General features: G+C 73.4%; 14 protein-coding genes and 1 pseudogene. 10 read left to right on the top strand and 5 right to left on the bottom strand.

All coding sequences use genetic code 11. The features are described from left to right. Positions 1-380 precede the first annotated feature (380 nt). Positions 381-1,988, bottom strand: coding sequence for a threonine/serine ThrE exporter family protein (locus IH54_RS0135615; protein WP_078862772.1), 1,608 nt, complete (start codon positions 1,986-1,988; stop codon positions 381-383). A gap of 7 nt (positions 1,989-1,995) precedes the next feature. Next, entirely contained in the window at positions 1,996-2,700 is a 705-nt protein-coding gene (locus tag IH54_RS0135620; protein WP_031525117.1) for a DedA family protein, read from the bottom strand. A gap of 309 nt (positions 2,701-3,009) precedes the next feature. Between IH54_RS0135620 and IH54_RS0135625 the strand changes: the two genes are divergently transcribed. Continuing rightward, positions 3,010-4,383, top strand: a complete 1,374-nt coding sequence (locus IH54_RS0135625; protein WP_031525119.1) for an ABC transporter ATP-binding protein — start codon at positions 3,010-3,012, stop codon at positions 4,381-4,383. A gap of 62 nt (positions 4,384-4,445) precedes the next feature. Here IH54_RS0135625 and IH54_RS47390 read toward each other — a convergent pair. Beyond that, positions 4,446-4,663 (bottom strand): annotated as a pseudogene (locus IH54_RS47390) (DUF234 domain-containing protein); the annotation flags it as partial. 251 nt (positions 4,664-4,914) lie between these two features. Between IH54_RS47390 and IH54_RS0135630 the strand changes: the two are divergent. Then, positions 4,915-5,544 carry a hypothetical protein gene (locus tag IH54_RS0135630; RefSeq protein WP_031525122.1) on the top strand — a complete coding sequence of 210 codons (630 nt, stop codon included), beginning with the start codon at positions 4,915-4,917 and terminating at the stop codon, positions 5,542-5,544. A gap of 25 nt (positions 5,545-5,569) precedes the next feature. On the opposite strand, the gene IH54_RS0135635 is transcribed toward IH54_RS0135630, so the two are convergent. Together IH54_RS0135635 and IH54_RS0135640 are read right to left on the bottom strand one after the other, a co-directional pair. After that, positions 5,570-6,091 carry a DinB family protein gene (locus IH54_RS0135635; RefSeq protein ID WP_043183217.1) on the bottom strand — a complete coding sequence of 174 codons (522 nt, stop codon included), beginning with the start codon at positions 6,089-6,091 and terminating at the stop codon, positions 5,570-5,572. Further along, positions 6,088-6,561 carry an ATP-binding protein gene (locus IH54_RS0135640; RefSeq protein ID WP_031525126.1) on the bottom strand — a complete coding sequence of 158 codons (474 nt, stop codon included), beginning with the start codon at positions 6,559-6,561 and terminating at the stop codon, positions 6,088-6,090. The genes IH54_RS0135635 and IH54_RS0135640 overlap by 4 nt, the downstream gene beginning before the upstream one ends. A gap of 113 nt (positions 6,562-6,674) precedes the next feature. Here IH54_RS0135640 and IH54_RS0135645 point away from each other — a divergent pair, with 113 nt between their 5' ends. The 8 genes from IH54_RS0135645 to IH54_RS0135680 all read left to right on the top strand — a co-directional run bounded on the left by IH54_RS0135645 (position 6,675) and on the right by IH54_RS0135680 (position 18,030). Further along, positions 6,675-7,514, top strand: coding sequence for a helix-turn-helix domain-containing protein (locus tag IH54_RS0135645; RefSeq protein WP_031525129.1), 840 nt, complete (start codon positions 6,675-6,677; stop codon positions 7,512-7,514). Continuing rightward, positions 7,514-7,771, top strand: coding sequence for a DUF397 domain-containing protein (locus IH54_RS0135650; protein ID WP_031525131.1), 258 nt, complete (start codon positions 7,514-7,516; stop codon positions 7,769-7,771). Before IH54_RS0135645 ends, IH54_RS0135650 begins: the two co-directional genes overlap by 1 nt. A 113-nt stretch (positions 7,772-7,884) precedes the next feature. Then, the gene (locus tag IH54_RS0135655) at positions 7,885-8,589 is read left to right on the top strand and encodes a 2-phosphosulfolactate phosphatase (RefSeq protein ID WP_043183218.1); all 705 of its coding nucleotides are present in this window, start codon (positions 7,885-7,887) and stop codon (positions 8,587-8,589) included. 113 nt (positions 8,590-8,702) lie between these two features. Continuing rightward, a complete protein-coding gene (locus IH54_RS0135660; RefSeq protein ID WP_159012271.1) occupies positions 8,703-11,867 on the top strand; it encodes a WD40 repeat domain-containing protein in 3,165 nt (1,054 codons plus the stop codon). Positions 11,868-11,915: 48 nt separating this feature from the next. After that, positions 11,916-12,530: an NAD(P)H:quinone oxidoreductase gene (gene wrbA / locus IH54_RS0135665; protein WP_031525137.1), complete on the top strand. Its 615-nt coding sequence runs from the start codon at positions 11,916-11,918 to the stop codon at positions 12,528-12,530. Between the two features lie 381 nt (positions 12,531-12,911). Continuing rightward, a complete protein-coding gene (locus IH54_RS45010) occupies positions 12,912-14,195 on the top strand; it encodes a glycosyltransferase family 29 protein (protein ID WP_052398231.1) in 1,284 nt (427 codons plus the stop codon). Then, positions 14,192-16,564, top strand: coding sequence for a polysaccharide pyruvyl transferase family protein (locus tag IH54_RS44015; protein ID WP_031525142.1), 2,373 nt, complete (start codon positions 14,192-14,194; stop codon positions 16,562-16,564). The genes IH54_RS45010 and IH54_RS44015 overlap by 4 nt, the downstream gene beginning before the upstream one ends. Positions 16,565-16,626: 62 nt before the next feature. Continuing rightward, positions 16,627-18,030 carry a glutamate decarboxylase gene (locus IH54_RS0135680; RefSeq protein ID WP_031525144.1) on the top strand — a complete coding sequence of 468 codons (1,404 nt, stop codon included), beginning with the start codon at positions 16,627-16,629 and terminating at the stop codon, positions 18,028-18,030. The last annotated feature ends 2 nt before the right edge of the window (positions 18,031-18,032 follow it).

Raw genomic sequence — 18,032 nt, forward strand, 5'->3', positions numbered from 1 at the left:
CGCCCCTGGTGTTGCCCGGCGGGGCATCGCGCTTCTGCTTCGGTGGGTGGGGTCGGGGGCCACTCCGGGGGTACCTCCTCGGAATGCGCGTTCGCCCTCTTCCGGAGTTGGTGCCGCGCTGGGAAGCGCATTCCTGCGGGGGCACCCCCGGATCGTCCCCCTCCCGGCGTCTCGTCGGCGGCTGCCCGCCGGTGGGGGTGAGTGTGCGAGGGACTGCGGTTCGACCCCGACGGCGAATGCGCCCCACGAGAAGACCGTCAGCCGACGTCCCACCTGCACGGGTGGTGGGGGTGGGAAAACGCCCCGCGCCGCAGGCGCGGGCACCCCCACGGGCGGGGAGGTCCGGGCACGGGCCGGGGGCCCGGCGGGGGGCGGGGGCCTCAGAACCCGCGGGTGCGCTTCGCCGCGAGGCGGGGGGCCGAAGGGCCCGGGGTCGGGAGGGCGAGGCGGGCGACCTCGTTGCCGAGGTTGACGCCGATCGCGAGGGCCAGGGCGAGGGCGGCCGCCCGTGTGAGCTGGGTCGCGCCGGCGGACGCGTGGCCCTGGGTCACGGCGAGGAGGCCGAAGTAGGTGGCGGAGCCGGGGAGGAGGGGGCCGATCGCCGCGGTCACGTACGGGAGTACGGAGACGTAGCGGTAGCGGGCCATGAGCTGGCCGAAGAGTCCGACGAGCCCGGCGGCCGCGGCGGTCGCGGCGACCTGGTTGCCGCCCGCCTGGAAGTGCAGGACGCCGTAGACCGTCCAGGCGACTCCCCCGTTGAGGGTGGCGAGCACGAGCACCCCCCGCTCGCACTGCAGCAGCACCGCGAAGGCCAGCGTCAGCACCATCGCGGCGATGAGCTGGACCCACGGCTGGTCGTACGCGCGCAGCGCCTGGTCCGGGTTGAGCGTGACGCCGAAGCGGACGCCCGCGTAGAGGACGAGGGTGACGCCGATGACGATGCCGACGACGAGGTAGATGACCTCCAGCAGGCGCGCGGACGCGGTGATGTAGAAGCCGGTGAGGCCGTCCTGGACGGCGGCGACCAGCGCGCGGCCGGGCAGCAGCGCGAAGAGCCCGCCGGTGATGACGGCGGAGGACTGGACCCCGGACGTTCCGGGGATCCAGTGCGCGCGGTCGACGAGCACCCCCATCGCCGCCGCGGGCATCGACGCCGCCGCGAACTGGTAGAACTCGGGCAGCCCGCGCCCGGCGAGCAGCCAGGCGAGCCGGTCGCCGACCATCGCGGCGAGCGCGGCCGCGAGGAAGATGATCAGATTGCCGCCGACGAGCAGGCTCGCCGCGCCCGCGAGCAGCCCGGCGGCGCCGGTGAGGAACCAGCTGCTGTACGGGTGCCGGTTTCGGCGGATGTCGGCGAGCCGCCGGTAGGCGTCCTCCGGCGTGGCGTCCCCGGCGGTGATGTCGTCGACGAGGTGGTAGACGGCGGCGAGCCGGGTGTAGTCCGTGCCGCGGCGGCGCACCGTGCGGGTGCTGCTGAGCGGCGGCTCGGTGAGGGAGGGCTGGTAGGAGATGCCGAGGAGGGTGAAGGTGACGTTGGGCTCGACCCGTACGAGCCCGTACGCGTAGGCGACCCCGAGCATCGCCGCCTCGACGTCCTCCGCGCCCTCGCCGCCCGCGAGCAGCAGCTCGCCGATGCGGAGGGTGAGGTCGAGGACGCGCGGCACGGACAGGGCGTGCCCGGACTCCTGGCGGGCGAGCAGGTACTCGGGGACGGGGCGCTCGGTGACGGAGAGCCGGACCATGGTCCGCATGCGGTCCTGCCACCGGGCGTCGTCCGGCGGCAGGGCGATGACGGGGATGCCCTCGGGCGGGGTGAAGGCCGAGCCCGCCGAGCCCGCCGTCCCGGGCGGCGTGAAGGCCGAGCCCGGCCCCCCGGGCGGCGTGAAGGCCGGGCCCGCCGTGCCGGGGAGGCGGTACGGGCGCGGCTCGGCGGACGCGCGCGGGCCCGCGTCCGGAGCGTCGTCGCCCCCGGGGCGCGGGCCCGTCACGGCTGCCTCAGCCCTTCTGCGCGCGGTGGCGTCCGCCGGCGCGCGGGGCGGCGCCGGCCAGGTCGCCGGAGTCGCCCGCCGGGGCCGCTGACTGGCCCTTGCGCCGCGCCCGCAGGTATTCGATTCCGAGCGGGACCACGGAGATGAGCACGACGAGGACGAGGATCGCCTCGATGTTGTTCTTGACGAAATCGATCTGCCCGAGCCAGTAGCCCAGCAGGGTCACGCCCGCGCCCCACAGGCAGCCGCCGATGACATTGAAGGTGGCAAAGGTGCGGTAGTTCATTCGGCTGACGCCTGCGACGATCGGCGTAAAGGTCCGGACCACCGGAACGAAGCACGCCATCACGATCGCTTTCGAGCCGTGGTGCTCGAAAAAGCCGTGAGCCTTCTCGATGTTCTCCATCTTGAACAGCCGGGAGTCGGGTCGCCGGAAGAGCGAGGGCCCGACCTTGCGCCCGAACCAGTAGCCGACCTGCTGCCCGGCCACGGCAGCCAGCGCGATCAGCACGGCGACCAGGCCCAGCGGGCGGTGCAGGGTCCCGCCCGCCACCAGGAGTCCGGTGGTGAACAGCAGCGAGTCGCCGGGCAGGAAGAATCCGATCAGCAGGCCGGACTCCGCGAACACGATCAGCAGTACGCCCCACAGGCCGTATGTGTTGATCAAGTGGTCGGGAGAGAGCCAGCTCGGACCGAGCGCGAGGTTCGTCACGCTCCAAAAGTATCAATGGAGTGTTGACACAAACGTTCCGCAACCGGTGCGCGGTGGACTACCTTCTCCGCAGCGTCACCCCCGCACCACCGCAAGTCCGGCAAGTCTTACCCCTCGGATCACAAGCGCCACAAGCGCATCAATCCCACCAAGCACTCCCCGCACCCCGGGCATCCCACGCACCTCTGGCACTCCACGTCACATTCATCACATGCACCTCACACAGCGAGCGCCGCACAGGCGGCTCCTGCATCTCCCTCCCCCCCACGTGTCCCGTCACCGCGTCCGAACCACCTGGCGGCTCCCGTTATGACTCGCGCCATCACCCTGCACGAAGTTTCCAAGTACTACCCGAAAGAGCCGTCGCCAGCCGTGGACCGGTTCTCGCTGGACATCGCCCCGGGCGAGTTCCTGGTGCTCCTCGGGCCGTCGGGCTGCGGCAAGTCGACGGTCCTGCGGATGATCGCCGGTCTTGAGGACATCACCACCGGCGAGCTGCTGCTCGACGGCGAATACTCCAACGACCTCGCCCCGGGCGACCGCAAGATGGCGATGGTCTTCCAGAACTTCGCGCTCTACCCGAGCATGACCAGCCGGGAGAACATCGGCTTCCCGCTGCGCTTCGAGATGCCGGGCGAGGATCACGGGCCGCGGATCGACGAGACCGCCCGCACGCTGGGCATCGAGGAGATCCTGGACCGCTTCCCCGGGCAGCTGTCCGGCGGCGAGCGGCAGCGCGTCGCGATGGGCCGGGCGATCTCCCGGCACCCCTCGGTCTTCCTGATGGACGAGCCGCTGTCCAACCTCGACGCGAAGCTGCGCTCGCACCTGCGCGCGGAGATCGCCCGGCTCACGCACGGCATGGGCGTCACGACGGTGTACGTCACGCACGACCAGGCCGAGGCGATGTCGCTCGGCGACCGGGTCGCGATCATGCGCAGCGGCGTGCTCCAGCAGGTCTCGACGCCCCGGCTGGCCTACCACCTGCCGGAGAACGTCTTCGTCGCCGCGTTCGTCGGCACCCCGCGGATCAACCTGCTCCAGGCGACCGTGCTCGCGCCGCTCACCGGCGGGATGTGGATCGACTTCGGGCGGCAGCGCCTGGGCCTTCCCGAGCCGCTGAACTACGACCACCAGATGCTGCGCATCCAGCAGGGCCGCAACATCATCGTCGGGCTGCGGTCGGAGGCGGTGCGGATCGCGCAGCCGAGCCTGGCACAGCCGGGCGAGGTCGTGCTGTCCGGGATCGTCGAGCACGTCGAGTACCAGGGCCACGAGTCGCTGGTGCACCTCAACACGGGGTCTCGCCCGGCGATCGTGCCCGAGCTGGAGGCGCCGCGCCCGGAGGCCGCGAAGAACGGCTCCCGCCGGGGAGCGGCGGCGGGCGGCACAGGGCTCGGCAAGCTCGCCCAGAAGGCGGCGCGGCGGCTCCAGGCCGGCGTCACGGACCGCGAGCCGTCCGGGGGCGCACACGCGTCCGGGTCGTCCCCGGTGTCGGTCATCGACCGCCCGTCGACCCCCGAGACGCAGACCGGCGACCTCGTCGTACGGACCGGCCCCGACGTCCGGCTGCGCCGCGGCGACCGCGTCCCGCTCCTGGTCGACCTGGCCCACCTCTACGTCTTCGACAACACCGGGCAGCGCATCTGCCCGGCCCCGACCCGGGCACCGCGCCTGGAATAGCCCCCCACCGGGCGGGACCCGGCCCCCTCCCGGGACCCGCCCGTCACCCCTCCCGCCATGCCGCGAGCAGTTCCCCGGGCCCGCAGGGTCCTGGCCACGGGTTGCCGGTCGGCGCCCACCAGGTCGATTCGACGTCGTTGCCGCGGGTCCAGTAGCCCCCGATCGCCGGGGCGGCGGGCAGTGACCCGTCCGGCAGCAGTCGGGCGAGCGACTCCCGGACCAGGGGCTCGACCGAGCGCCCGCGCCAGCTGGTCCACCGCTCCTTGATGCGGCCCAGCGAATGGTTCCGATCGCGATACTTTCGCAGCCGATACTCTCCCCGGCGCTCCTCTCGCGGCTCGCGGAGCCGCTCATCCGGACGGCCCGCCGGGCGGTGCGGGGGCGGCGCTCCTGTCCGGCGGCCGGGCCGGGCGGTATCGCATCCGGGCGGACTGGTTCCGTTTGGTTACGGAACACAGGCTTCCCACAGACTCACCGCCGTCAGGATTTCCCTGTCACACCGTCAGCTCGCACCACGCCCGGGGGAAGTCCATGAACCGCAACCGCACCATCGCGTCCGCCGCCGCCGCAGTCGTCCTCTCCGCCGCGCTCGTGGCGTGCGGGGGGTCGGACGGGGACGGCGGGGACAAGGCCGCGCCGTCCACGACGAGCGCCGGAACCTCGACGGCCGCGACGTCCGGCGGGGAGCAGACACCGGACGCCACGCCCAGCAGCACCGCGCCGCCCGGGGCGAACGTCGGCGACACGCTCTCGCTGATCGGGGCGGAGGGCCTCGGCACCTCCGGGGCCGACGTCACGCTGCTCAAGTACAACGACCACGCCAAGCCGTCGCTGGGCGCCTTCGCCGCCCCGCCCGGATACCGTCTGGTCGCCGCGGAGTTCTCGATCCTCAACACCGGCCAGGTCACGTACGACGACCCCGGCAACATGGGCACCCGGGTCGTCGACTCGAACGGGAAGATGTACACCGCCGTGCCCGGCATCCCCACCGACGGCGACTCCCTCCCCCTGACGATCATCCTCACCCCCGGCAACAAGGTCACCGGCTGGGTCGTCCTCAACGTTCCCGAGGACGCGAAGATCGTCGCCGTGACCTACCAGATGGACCGGCTCCTCCAGGGGGAGGGCAAGAACGTCGCCCGCTGGAACCTCCCGTCCTGACGGCCCGCGCGAGCCGGTGCGGGACTCAGCCCCGCACCGGCTCCCCGGCGGGGAGTTGGCGCGCGAGATCCTGGAAGTGGTGGCGCACCTCGTGCAGGGTGTGCGCGGCGAGCCAGCGCAGCAGGCACTCCGCGCGCTCGGGGTAGGTGTAGACGAGCGTGCGGTCCCAGTCGCCGGGCCCGAGTCGGTCGAGGGTGTGGGCGAAAAGCCGGGCCGCATCGAGGAGTTGCCGCGCCACGTCGGCGGGGTCCTGCTCGGCGTACCCGTCGTGCTCCACGCGCTCGTCCCGCCCCATCGGCTCGGCCACCGGCGTCTCCGTCCGCCGCGCGAGCAGGACGCGCTCGCGCTGGACGAGCAGCACGTCCCGTACGTGGCAGGCGTATTCGAGCGGCGACCACGTCTCCGGCGCGGGCCGCCTCCGCAGCGCCTCCCCCGGGGTGGTGAGCAGCGGCTCCACGTAGGCCTCGGCGGCGGTCCGTACCTGCCCGGCGAAGACCTCAGGGGTCCCGAGGTCGTACACAAACCCGCATTCCTCGCATGTCGTCATGGCGCGAGCCTAGGCCCGGCGGGCGGCCTCAGCCGGAAACCACGCGCGGGGGCGAACTCGCACCACACGATCTTGCCCGGCTTCCGGTCCATGACGTCCCACTTGTCGGCCAGCGCCCCGACGAGCGCCAGCCCGCGCCCGTTCTCGTCGTCGGGCGCCACCTGCGGCCGGTCCTCCGTCGTCAGGACGTCGGCGGGCCAGGGGTCGCCGCTGTCGTGCACCTCCACCCGCAGCACCCCGCCCTCCCCGCAGCTCAGTTGGAGCAGAAACCCGCGCCCGGGCGGCACCCCGTGCAGCAGCGCGTTGGTCGTCAGCTCGCTGACGCAGAGCAGTACGTCGTCGGCCCGACCCGCCGCGCACCCCCACGCCGCCAGCGCCTCACTCGTGAACTCCCGCGCGGCGGGAATCGAACGCCGCTCGCGACGGTAGAACTGCTCCCGCACAGCGGCCTGTTGTGCCTCATCGCTCATGACCCTCAGGGTCGCGCAGGGTGATCGCCCTCTTCCATAGCTGTAACCCGTACATTTACGGTGTACGAGTTAGCGGCGATACACGGAGAGTGGATGTGGGGTAATCCATAGCCATGGCAGCAGCAACTCCGCGGAAGCGACGGGCGGCGAAGAAGAACGCAACTCCGTTCGAAATGTTGGGCGCCCAATTAGCACAGGCGCGCATCGCGGCAGGCTACACGCAGGTCCAACTGGCCGAGATCCTGGTCATCAGCACGGGCAAGCTGGAGTCCATCGAGCAGGGCCGCCGCCCGCTGACGATGGATCTGGCCCAGCAGCTCGACGTGCTGCTACGCACAAACGGCGTGCTGGAGGTGGGTGTGGAACACCTGCCGGACGACCAAGGTGCCATTGCCCTGTGGGCTCTGGCGTTCGTCGACGTGGAGAAGACCGCGATCTCAATCTCGTCGTACCAGACCCATGTCCTGCCCGGCCTGCTCCAGACAGAGGCATACATGCGTTCGGTCTTCGGCAACCGCGTGCCGCTCCACGACCCCGACGAAGTCACCCGGCAGGTCGCGGCCCGGCTCGAACGGCAGGAGATCCTGCAACGCCGGGTGCCGCCATCCTTGAGTTTCGTCCTGTCCGAAGCGCCCCTTCGGGACCGCATCGGTGGCACGGAGGTCCATCGCCACCAAATCCGGCACCTTCGCAACTGCGCTGATATGCCGGGCCTCACCCTCCAAATTCTGCCGGTCGGGGTCACCACCCATGCGGCTCTGGACGGGCCGTTCGTACTCCTCGAAACACCGAAGCATGAACACCTCGCCTACACTGAAACGCAGCGCACCAGTCGCCTCATCCGCGACCCGGAAGACGTCAGCATTCTGGCCCAGAGGTATGCGATGCTGCGGACGCAGGCCCTCAACACCCAAGAAACGAAGGGCCTGTTGGACCAGATGCTAGGAGAGTAATGACCGAGTCTCTGAAGTGGTTCAAGTCCAGTTACAGCGGCAGCGACGCGGGCGACTGCGTCGAGGTCGCTTACCACTGGCAGAAGTCCAGCCACAGCGCCAGCGAGGGCGGCGACTGCGTCGAGGTCGCTGCGCACCCCGGTGCGATCCACGTACGGGACTCCAAGGACCCCGAGGGCCCCGCCCTCACGTTCAGCCCCGCCGCATGGGCGGCCTTCGCCGCCTTCGCCGCCGCCCAGGACGTCCCGACCGCGTAACCACCCGTACCCCGTCCGCCGCCCGGAACCCCGCGGTCCGGGCGGCGGACGCGTGTCCGAGGGGCCGGAAAACGCAGGTGCGGGGCGGATCGGGCGTGGGCGATCATGGCCGGATGGACTCCCGATTCCTCGGTATAGCCGAACTCGACGGCACCCCCGCCGTCGCCGTCGTCATCGACGTCATGCGGGCCTTCACGACGGCGGCGTGGGTCTTCGACCGGGGGGCGGAGAAGGTCGTGCTCGCCGGGTCGCTGGACGAGGCGCTCGCGCTCAAGCAGCGGCACCCGGAGTGGGTGGCGCTCAAGGACGGGGCGACCGCGCCGGGGTTCGACGCCGTCAACTCGCCGTACCTGCTGCGGGACGTGGACCTGGGCGGGCGGACGGTCGTGCAGAAGACCACGTCCGGGACGGTCGGCGCGCTGGCCGTCAAGGAAGCGTCGCTCGTGCTGTGCGCGAGCTTCGTCGTGGCGGAGGCGACCGCCCAACTCCTTCGGGAGCGTGGGGCCGAGAGCGTCACGTACGTGGTCACGGGCGAGGACGGGCGGGCCGAGGAGGACCTGGCGTGCGCCCAGTACATCGCCGGGCGGGCGGACGGCTCGGGCGGGGCGGACGCGGGCGCGTACCTGCGGCGGGCGGCGGGGTCGCGCGCCGCCGCCGAGTTGGCGGAAGGCGTGCGGGAGGGGTCCCGCCCCGAGGACGTCGGGCTCTGCCTCGAACTCGACCGCTTCCCCTTCGCCATGGTCGCCGCCGTGGAGGGCGCGCACATGGTCCTGCGCCCGCGGGCCGCGACCCCGCCGGGCGTCGGGGCCGGGGCCTGAGCCGTACGGGCTCTGCCGGGCGTCGCGCGCGCCGGTGGTGAACTGCCCACGCCCGCACGGCCGTACCCGCGGAACACGCCACGGGGTGCGGGTCTCCGTAGCATCATCGGACGGTGACGGACACCACGCCTGCACCGGACCGCCCCATCTTCCGACTCGTCCCGTACGGCGAGCCCGCCGTCAGCGACGATGGCTGGGTCAGGTCGTTGGCCTGGATGTACGACGGCGCACGCCCCGTGCTGGCCACCGGCTCGCTCTCCGGAACGCTGCAGCTGTGGGAGGTCGACGGCGGCCGCCTCGTCCCGCTGGGCGCACCCGTTCCCTCCGAACAGAGTGGGACGCTGTCGATGAGCTGTACGCATGTGGACGGCCACCCGCTGCTCGCCACGGGCGGCCACGACGGGACCGTACGGCTCTGGAGGGTCGACCGCGGCGGGCTCCGCCCCGTCGGCGAACCCACGGCCAGAAGCGGGTCGTTGCTCCAGGTGGCCTGGACACGCATCGCGAGACGCCACGTGCTGGCCACCGGCAACAACGCGGGATCCGTACGGCTGTGGGGGCTCTCCGGCGCCCACCTCGCTCCGCTCGGCGGCCCCGTCCGGGGCGGCCCCTCGGTGCAGTCACTGGCCTGGACGCACTCCGGCGGGCGGCATCTGCTGGCCGCCGGAAGCCACGACGGGCAGCTCCCGCTGTGGGAGTTCGGCGACTCCGGGCTCATCCCGCTGCTCCCGGTCCTCGCCTCCCGTGGCACCGGGGTGAGTTCGGTGGCCTGGACTCACACCGGCGAGCACCACTTTCTGGCCACCGGACACTGGGACGGCACCGGGCGGCTGTGGAAGACGGCCGAATCCGAATCCGGCGCCGCATCCGGCTCCGGCTCCGGCCCGCTCACCCCGCTCGGCGAGGTCGCCGTCGGTGCCCGGCTGGCTTCCTGGGTGCGCGTCGGCGAGCACCGCCTCATGGCCACCGGCAGCAAGGCGGGGACCGTGCGGCTCTGGCAGCTCGCACACGATCGCCTCGTCGGGATCGACGAACCCAGCGTCATTCGCAACAGGGCCATAGAGACGATGAGTTGGGTGCACACCGGCGAACGCCTGCTCCTGGCGACCGGAAGCTCCGACGGTGCCGTACATCTGTGGGAGGTCGTCGAGGACCGGCCGGTGCCGCGGCTGCCCGCCTACCGCTCGGACGCCCCCGCGGGCGTCGACGAGCTGGCGCGCGCCGACGACGCCCGCGCGCTCGCCGACCTGGTCACCGCGCGTTCGGCCCGGCCGCCGCTCGCGGTGGGGCTGTTCGGCGACTGGGGCGAGGGCAAGAGCCACTTCCTGAGGCTGGTCGAGCAGCAGGTGGACCTCGTGTCCCGCGCGGGTGACCCGCTGGCCCACCGCGCGGTGCGGCAGATCCGCTTCAACGCCTGGCACTACGCCGAGACGGGGCTGTGGGCCAGCCTGGTCGCCGAGATGTTCGCCCAACTCGCCGCACCCGCCGGGGAGGACGACGCGGGACGGGCGCAGCGCAGCATGTCGCGGCTCACCGCCGAGCTCGTCACCCAGCGCCGCTACCGGCCGCGCCTCTCCGCCGCCCGCGACCGCCGGGACCGGCTGGAGCGGGCGCTGCGGCGGCGCGGACGCTTCCGCGAACTACCGGCGGACCAGAGAGAGTTGCTGGCGACAGGCGCCGCCGGATACGGCCGGGCGTGGCGCACCTACCGCCGGGCCACCAGCCGCCGGTCCGGTACGAGCCGCTTGCGCTTCCTGGTCGGCGCGTACGTGCGCAGCCTTCCGATCCGGCAGTCCCTGGCGCTCGCCGCCGGTGTCGCCGTCGCCGCCGCGGGAACGGCGGCGCTCACCACGTACGGTCCGGCCCTCGCCGCCGGGCTCGTCGGGCTGGGCGGCGGGGCGGCGCTCCTGGCCTGGGCGGGCGCGCTCTACGCGGCGATACCGGGCGTACGCACGGGGGTGCGGCGCGCGCGGGAACTGCTCGCGGAGGCCCGCGGGTTCGCCGAGGGGCAGCGGGCGCGGCTGGAGAACGCGGTCGAGGTCGCCCGTGCGGAAGTCGGGGCGCTGGAGCGCGAGTTGCAGAATCTCACCGCCGCCGGCCAGCTCGCCGGACTCATCGGTGACCGGGCCGCCACCGGCGACTACCGCAGCCAGCTCGGCGTCATGACGCAGATCCGGGAGGATTTCGAGCGGATGGCGGCGCTGCTGGCCCGAGCGGCCGCGGAACCGCTCTTCCCGGGGCATGACGGTGACCGGGTCGCCGACACGGACGAGGCGGCGGACCCGCTCCCCCGTATCGACCGGATCGTCCTCTACATCGACGACCTCGACCGCTGCCCGCCCGCGCGCGTGATCGAGATGCTGGAGGCGATCCACCTGCTGCTGGCGGTGGAGCTGTTCGTGGTCGTGGTCGCGATCGACCCGCGGTGGCTGCTGCGAGCGATAGCGGCGCACTACCGCGACGTGCTCGACGTCACCGCCGGTCCCGTCGGCGATCCGGTCGCGGATCCGGGCGGGCCGGGCGGGCCGGGCGGGACACCGAACCCCGCCGGCCCGGTGCGGGACGACGGGGGCTCCCCCGCGGACGACGAGCGGGACACGGCCGCTGAACCTCCGGACGGCGAGGACGGCGGCAGGCCCGCCGCCGGGCCGGGCGTCGCAGGCGACGGGGAAAGCGTGCGGGTCGTGGAGCGGACGGATCCGCTCACCCTCGACGCGGACGAACTCGCGCTGCTCGACCTGCTCGGGCCGCCGGGCCTGGTGAGCACCCCGCGGGGCGTGAAGCGGCTCGCCAACAGCTACGGACTGCTCACCGCGCTGCGGCGCGCGCACCGGGAGGCGGATCTCGCGGAGACCGCGGAGGCGGACGGCGGCCCCCACCGCCCGTACCGCGCCGGAATGGTGCTGCTCGCGGCGCTGGTCGCCTACCCCGCGCTCGGGCCCGACCTGTGCCTGCACCTGCACCGGCGGGCCGCCGCCGAGCCCGACCGCACGTGGGACGACTTCCGGGCCGGCCTCGTACCGCGTCCCGACCCGGGGGGCGGGCACGCGCGCAACGACGCGGTCGCGGGGATGTCCGCCGCGAGGGCCGGCCAGTGGCGGGCGCTGGGCGAGGCGCTGGACGCCGTCACCGCGGAGGCCGCGGAGCGGGGCCTGCACCTGCCCGCCCGGCTGGGCGTGTGGGGGCCGTGGGTGCTCCCCGTGGCCCGCCTCTCCTTCCCCGCGGGCCGCGTACTCCCCGCCCTGCGCGCGCGGCGGGTACCCGCGGGCGGACGGTGACCGTAGGGTCGTCTACCGTCACACCACCTCGTCCCAGGAGGCACCGGCATGGCCGACGTCAACGTAGCCGTCATCTACTACTCATCCACCGGCACCGTGGCCCGTATCGCCGAGACCATCGCGGACACCGCGAAGAAGTCCGGCGCGGACGTGCGGCTGCGCCGGGTCACCGAGCTCGCGCCCGACGCCGCGATCGACTCCAACCCGGCCTGGCGGGCCAACGTCGAGGCCACCGCGGGCATCCCGGTGGCGGAGCCGTCGGACATGGAGTGGGCGGACGCGGTGGTCTTCGGGACCCCGACGCGCTTCGGGAACGTCACGAGCCAGCTCAAGCAGTTCCTGGACATGCTCGGGCCGCAGTGGCAGGCGGGCAAGCTCGCGGACAAGGTCTACAGCGGCTTCACCGCTTCCGCGACGACCCACGGGGGCCAGGAGTCGACGCTCCTGGCGCTCTACAACACGATCCACCACTTCGGCGGGATCCTCGTGGCCCCCGGCTACACGGACCCGACGAAGTTCGTCGACGGCAACCCGTACGGGACGTCCCACGTCGCCGGGCAGGGCGACATCCCCGTCGGGGAGCAGACGCTGACCGCCGCGCGCGTCCAGGCCGAGCGGGTGGTCAAGCTCACCCGTGCGCTGAAGTCGGGCCTCGCCGGGTAGCCCTCGCGGGCGGGGGCTCGCGGCTTTGCGCGGGGCGGGGAGCCTTGCGCGGCGAGGGGTGCCTCTTGCGCGGGGCCCGCGACCGTCCGCCGGTAGTGGGCTCGTCGCGCGGTTCTCTCCCCAGAGCTTCGCCGGGGAGGCACCCCGCGCGCCCCGGGGGCTTGCCACTTGCCGTGGCATATCGCCTTTCCCCCGGTGGGGGCCGGTCGGGCCGCAAACCCCACGCGTCACTCTTTGCCCTACCGACGGGCAGTCAGAAGACGATGTTCCGCCGCCCGACACCGTGTGTTCACGTCACGACCATGGGCGCTTACGCCCCCCTCTCCTAATGTTTCAGGCCACCCCGCGGGCCCGTCCGGGGCTGTGGACGCTTGGAGCAGCATGACGAAGACCACCCTCGGGCGCCGCCTGCTCGGCCTCGCCCTGCCGGGCCGCGGCGCGGGCGGAAGCGGTGCGCGTACCGGCGCCGGGGCCCCCACCGCGGCGGACTGCCTGCGGCTCTACGAGGAGGAAGGCGCGGCGGGCGGCGCGCTGGACGCCGCCGTCGCCGCCCTGCGGGACGCACAGGGCGGCGACCTCACCGACGCGCTGCTCGGCCTCGGCTCCGCCGCCCTCCGCGCCGGGCGGCCCGCCCTCGCGCTCACCGCCGCCGACGCCGTGCTCGCCCGGCGGAAGGGGTCGCGGGCCGCGTGGCAGCTGCGGGGCCGCGCGCTGGAGGCCGCCGGGGATCTCGGCGGGGCCGTCACCGCGTTCGAGGGCTACCTGGAGCACACCCCCGCCGGGTCTCCCGGCGCCGCGGACGCCGCCGCCCGTCTCGCCGCCCTCCGGTCGGCCCGGCGCTGGCGCTCCGACGTGCTGCGCGCGCTCGACGGCACGGACTCGGCGGACGTCACCGCCCTCGCGGACGGCCCCCTCGACGCCTTCGAGGCCGCCCTCACCGCGCACCTCGACACCCGGCTGGCCGCCGCCGGGCCCGAGGAGACCGCGCGGCTCGCCCCCGCCGTCGCCCTCTACGCCGACCGCCGCCGCGCCCGCCTGCGCCCACCGCTCCCCGACCCGCTGTTCGGCGGCACCGCCCGCCTGCGCATCGGCGAATTCCGCAACCTCGTCGCCGGGCGCTCCGTGGCCCTGGTCGCCAACTCCGAGTCCCTCGCGGAGACCTCGCTGGGCGCCGAGATCGACGCGTACGACCTGGTCCTCCGCTTCACCTCCTTCCGCCTCGACCCCGAGGCCACCGGGCGGCGCACCGACATCCACGTCACCGACCACCGCAGCCCGTACAACTGGGACGTCCCCGTCACCGCACGGCTCGTCCTCGCCGACAAGCCCGCGGACTGGCGGCACGCCCTGCGCGAGCGGATGGTGCCCGGGGCGCAGCACTTCACCGGCGACGACTCGCTGCGCAGGCCGCTGCGCGGCGTCGGCGGCCTCGACGCGGGCACCTGGCCGGCGGGGCTCACGTGCGGCTTCGAGGCCGTATGGCTCCTCGACTTCCTCGACGTCAACCCGCGGCTGGACCTCTTCGGCTTCGACTTCTTCACGACCGGGCCCTTCCGGCTCGCCGAGGCGCCGGCCACCGCCACGCCGTCCGACTACACGCGCGAGCGCGAGTGGATCCTCGCCCGCGCCCAGCACGTCCGGGGACCGGTGATCTCGCTCAGATGAGCACGTCTTCCGTGGAACGCGCCGACGTCCACTCCGCCGCCGCGATCACCGGCAAGCGGCGGGTCGCCTTCGCCGCGTACGCCGACGCCCGGCGGCTGCCCGGGGTCCTCGCGCTGCTGCGCAGCCTGGCGCTGAGCAATCCGGGGGTGTGCGAGGACTTCGTCCTGCTGCACGATCCGGTGTTGCCGGACGCCTCGTGGCAGGAGGTGCGCGCCCTCCACCCGCGGGTGGTCCCGCGGCCCACCGTCGTCGGGGCGCATCCGCTGCTCGCCGTCCTCGAGGTCGACGACTACGACTCCGTCGTCGCGTTCTGCGCGGACACGGTGGTGACCGGGCCGCTGGCCCCTCTCCTCGCGCTGCGCTCCGCCTCGGCGGCGACCGCCGCACCGGGCGCGCTGGTCCTCCAGCGGGAGGACCTGATGTCGCTTCGGGCGGCGCTACCCAGCACCCGACCGGGGCACGGGTCGTCACCGACCCAAGGGGGCAGTTCGGCCCTTACCGGACCACCGGCCGGTGGTGGGCCGGTCGCGCAGTTCTCCCCCGGCGTTTCGCCTGGGAGGCACCCCCACGCGCCCCTCCGAGGCACGACCCACCCGGACGACGAGGCGCTCAGCCTCGTACGCAGCGTGCTGGAACTCGCCGAGATCGACGGCGGCGGCCTCGCCCACCTCAGCGAGGTGGAGGCGGGGCCCTCCGCCGAGGAGGTGCGGGAGGCCTACCTCAAGGCGCCCGGCGTGACGCATCCGGACCTGCTCGTGCACTTCGGGGAGCCGTACGTGCGGCGCACGGGGGACGTGGGGACGGCGCGGCGGGTGGCCGCGGCGCACATCGGGGCGGGTCGCTACCAGGAGGCCGTCGACACGATGGCCTCCGTCCGGCTCGGGATCGGGGACGCCTGGCCGCACGAGGTGTACGGGCACGCGCTCATGAGCGTGTCCCGCTACGCCGAGGCCCGTACGCACCTGCTCGCCGCCACCGCGGCGCCCGACCACGCCGCCCCGGCCTTCGCGCGGCTCGCGCAGATCGCGTGGGTGCTCGGCGACGACGCCGAGGCCCACCGGCACGCCCTCGCGGGCCTGGACGCGGACCCCACGCACGGGCCCTGCGAGGAGATGCGGCAGCGGACCGCCGCGTCCCGCGCGGCGGAAGGCGGCGGGGAGCCGGGCGGGGCCGGGAAGCCCGGGAGGCCGGGGCAGCCCGGGGAGCCGGGCGGGGCCGCCGAGCCCAGCGGGGCCGGGAAGCCGGGCGGGGCCGGGGAGCCCAGCGGGGCCGGGAAGCCCGCGGAGCCCGGGGCTCAGCTCACGCACGTCGCCTTCTACATGCCCCACCAGGGCAACGCCGGGGACAAGCTGCTGCCCGAGTCCGTACGGCTCGCCTTCGGGCCGGACACCGGGCCGCGCCGCTGGAACGCCGTCCACGCGCACCGGCTCTTCGACGAGGCCGCGCTCAAGGAGGCGAACTCCCGGCGGGCGCTGGTCGTCGGCGGCGGCGGGCTCTTCATCCCGGACACCGCACCGAACGGCAACAGCGCCTGGCAGTGGAACGTCCCCGACGACGTGCTGCGCCGCATCGACGTGCCGGTCATCGTCTACGCGGTCGGCTTCAACGCCTTCGACGGCCAGTCCTACCGCGCCCGGCGCTTCGCGGAGGCGCTGCGCACGCTCGTGGAGAAGTCGGCGTTCTTCGGGCTGCGCAACCACGGCTCCATCGAGAAGGTGCGGGCGATGCTGCCCGCCCATCTGCACGAGCGGGTCCGCTTCCAGCCCTGCCCGACGACCGTGACCCGGCACCTCGTCCCGGGCTGGACCGACCCGGCCGAGCGCGAGGACACCGTCCTGCTGAACGCCGCGTACGACCGCGCGGGCCTGCGCTTCGGCCACGACTACGGCCACTTCCTCGCCGAGACGGCCGCCGCCGTACGGGCCATCGGCGAGCACGCCGAGGTGCGGTGCGTGGCGCACGCGCAGGCCGACGAGCGGTTCGTCCTCGACCTGCGGCGCGAGCACGGCATCTCGCTGCCGGTCGTCCCGATGTACGACTACGACAACCTGCGGATCACGGACGCGTACGCCCGCACCCGGCTGGTCATCGGCATGCGCGGGCACGCCGGAATGATCCCGTTCGGCTGCGGCACACCGATCGTCAGCCTCGTCTCGCACCCGAAGATGGCGTACTTCCTGGCGGACATCGACCGCCCCGAGTGGGGCGTCTCCGTCCACCACCCGCACCTCGGGGCCGTCCTCGCGGAGAAGTCCCGCGCGATCCTCGCCGGGCACGAAGCGGCGGTGGCGGACGTCCACGACCGGCAGCGCGCGCTGTGGGAGGTCACGCGGTCCAACGCGGAGGAGTTGCGCCGCCTGGTGGAGTGAGTCCGCGCGCGGGTCCGGGCACCCGGCGGCGGAGCCGCAGAACCGGACGTATCGTGACGAACATGTCACTGCACAAGGGCTCGGGCTCCGACCGCCCCGTCTCCGTCAACCCCTTCTTCCTCGGGGACGCCGACCCCGTCGGCAGCATGGCGTCGGCGCCGCCCAAGCACCGGCTCGCCGACGGGGCGATGTCGCCGCACGCCGCCTACCAGCTCGTGCACGACGAGCTGATGCTCGACGGCAACTCGCGGCTGAACCTCGCGACCTTCGTGACGACGTGGATGGAGCCGCAGGCCGACGTCCTGATGGCCGAATGTTTCGACAAGAACATGATCGACAAGGACGAGTACCCGCGGACGGCCGAGCTGGAGCGGCGGTGCGTGTCGATGCTCGCCGCGCTGTGGAACGCGCCCGACCCGGGGGCGGCCGTCGGGTGCTCGACGACCGGGTCGTCGGAGGCGTGCATGCTCGCCGGCATGGCGCTGAAGCGGCGGTGGACCAAGCGCACCAAGGGCTACCCGGGGTCGGCGCGGCCGAACCTGGTGATGGGCGCCAACGTCCAGGTGTGCTGGGAGAAGTTCTGCAACTTCTGGGAGGTCGAGGCGCGCCTCGCGCCCATGAGCGGCGACCGGCTGCACCTGGACGCGGACTCCGCGCTCGCGCTGTGCGACGAGAACACGATCGGCGTCGTCGCCGTCCTGGGCTCGACGTTCGACGGGTCGTACGAGCCGGTCGCCGAGATCTGCGCGGCGCTCGACGCCTACGAGGAGCGCACCGGAGTGCACATCCCCGTGCACGTGGACGGCGCCTCGGGCGCCATGATCGCACCCTTCCTCGACGAGGACCTCGTGTGGGACTTCCGGCTGCCGCGGGTCGCCTCGATCAACACCTCGGGGCACAAGTACGGGCTGGTCTACCCCGGCGTCGGCTGGGCGCTGTGGCGGGACGCCGACGCACTGCCGGAGGAGCTGGTCTTCCGCGTCAACTACCTCGGCGGCGACATGCCGACCTTCGCGCTGAACTTCTCGCGGCCCGGCGCGCAGGTGGTCGCGCAGTACTACACCTTCCTGCGGCTCGGACGGGAGGGCTACCGGGCGGTGCAGCAGACCAGCCGGGACGTCGCGGGCTCGCTGTCCTCGCGGATCGCCGAGCTGGAGGAATTCCGGCTGGTCACGCGGGGCGACCAGCTGCCGGTCTTCGCGTTCACGACCGCGCCGGACGTCACGTCCTTCGACGTCTTCGACATCTCCCGGCGGCTGCGCCAGCACGGCTGGCTCGTCCCGGCGTACACCTACCCCGCGGACCGGGAGGACCTGGCCGTGCTGCGGATCGTGTGCCGCAACGGCTTCTCCGAGGACCTCTCCGACCTGCTGATGGACGACCTGCGGCAGCTGATGCCGTCCCTGCACAAGCAGCCGCACCCGCTGCACGGCCCCAGCTCGGTGGCGACCGCCTTCCACCACTGACC

It is taken from the genome of Streptomyces sp. NRRL F-5123 (assembly GCF_000721495.1).
Taxonomy (GTDB): Bacteria; Actinomycetota; Actinomycetes; order Streptomycetales; family Streptomycetaceae; genus Actinacidiphila.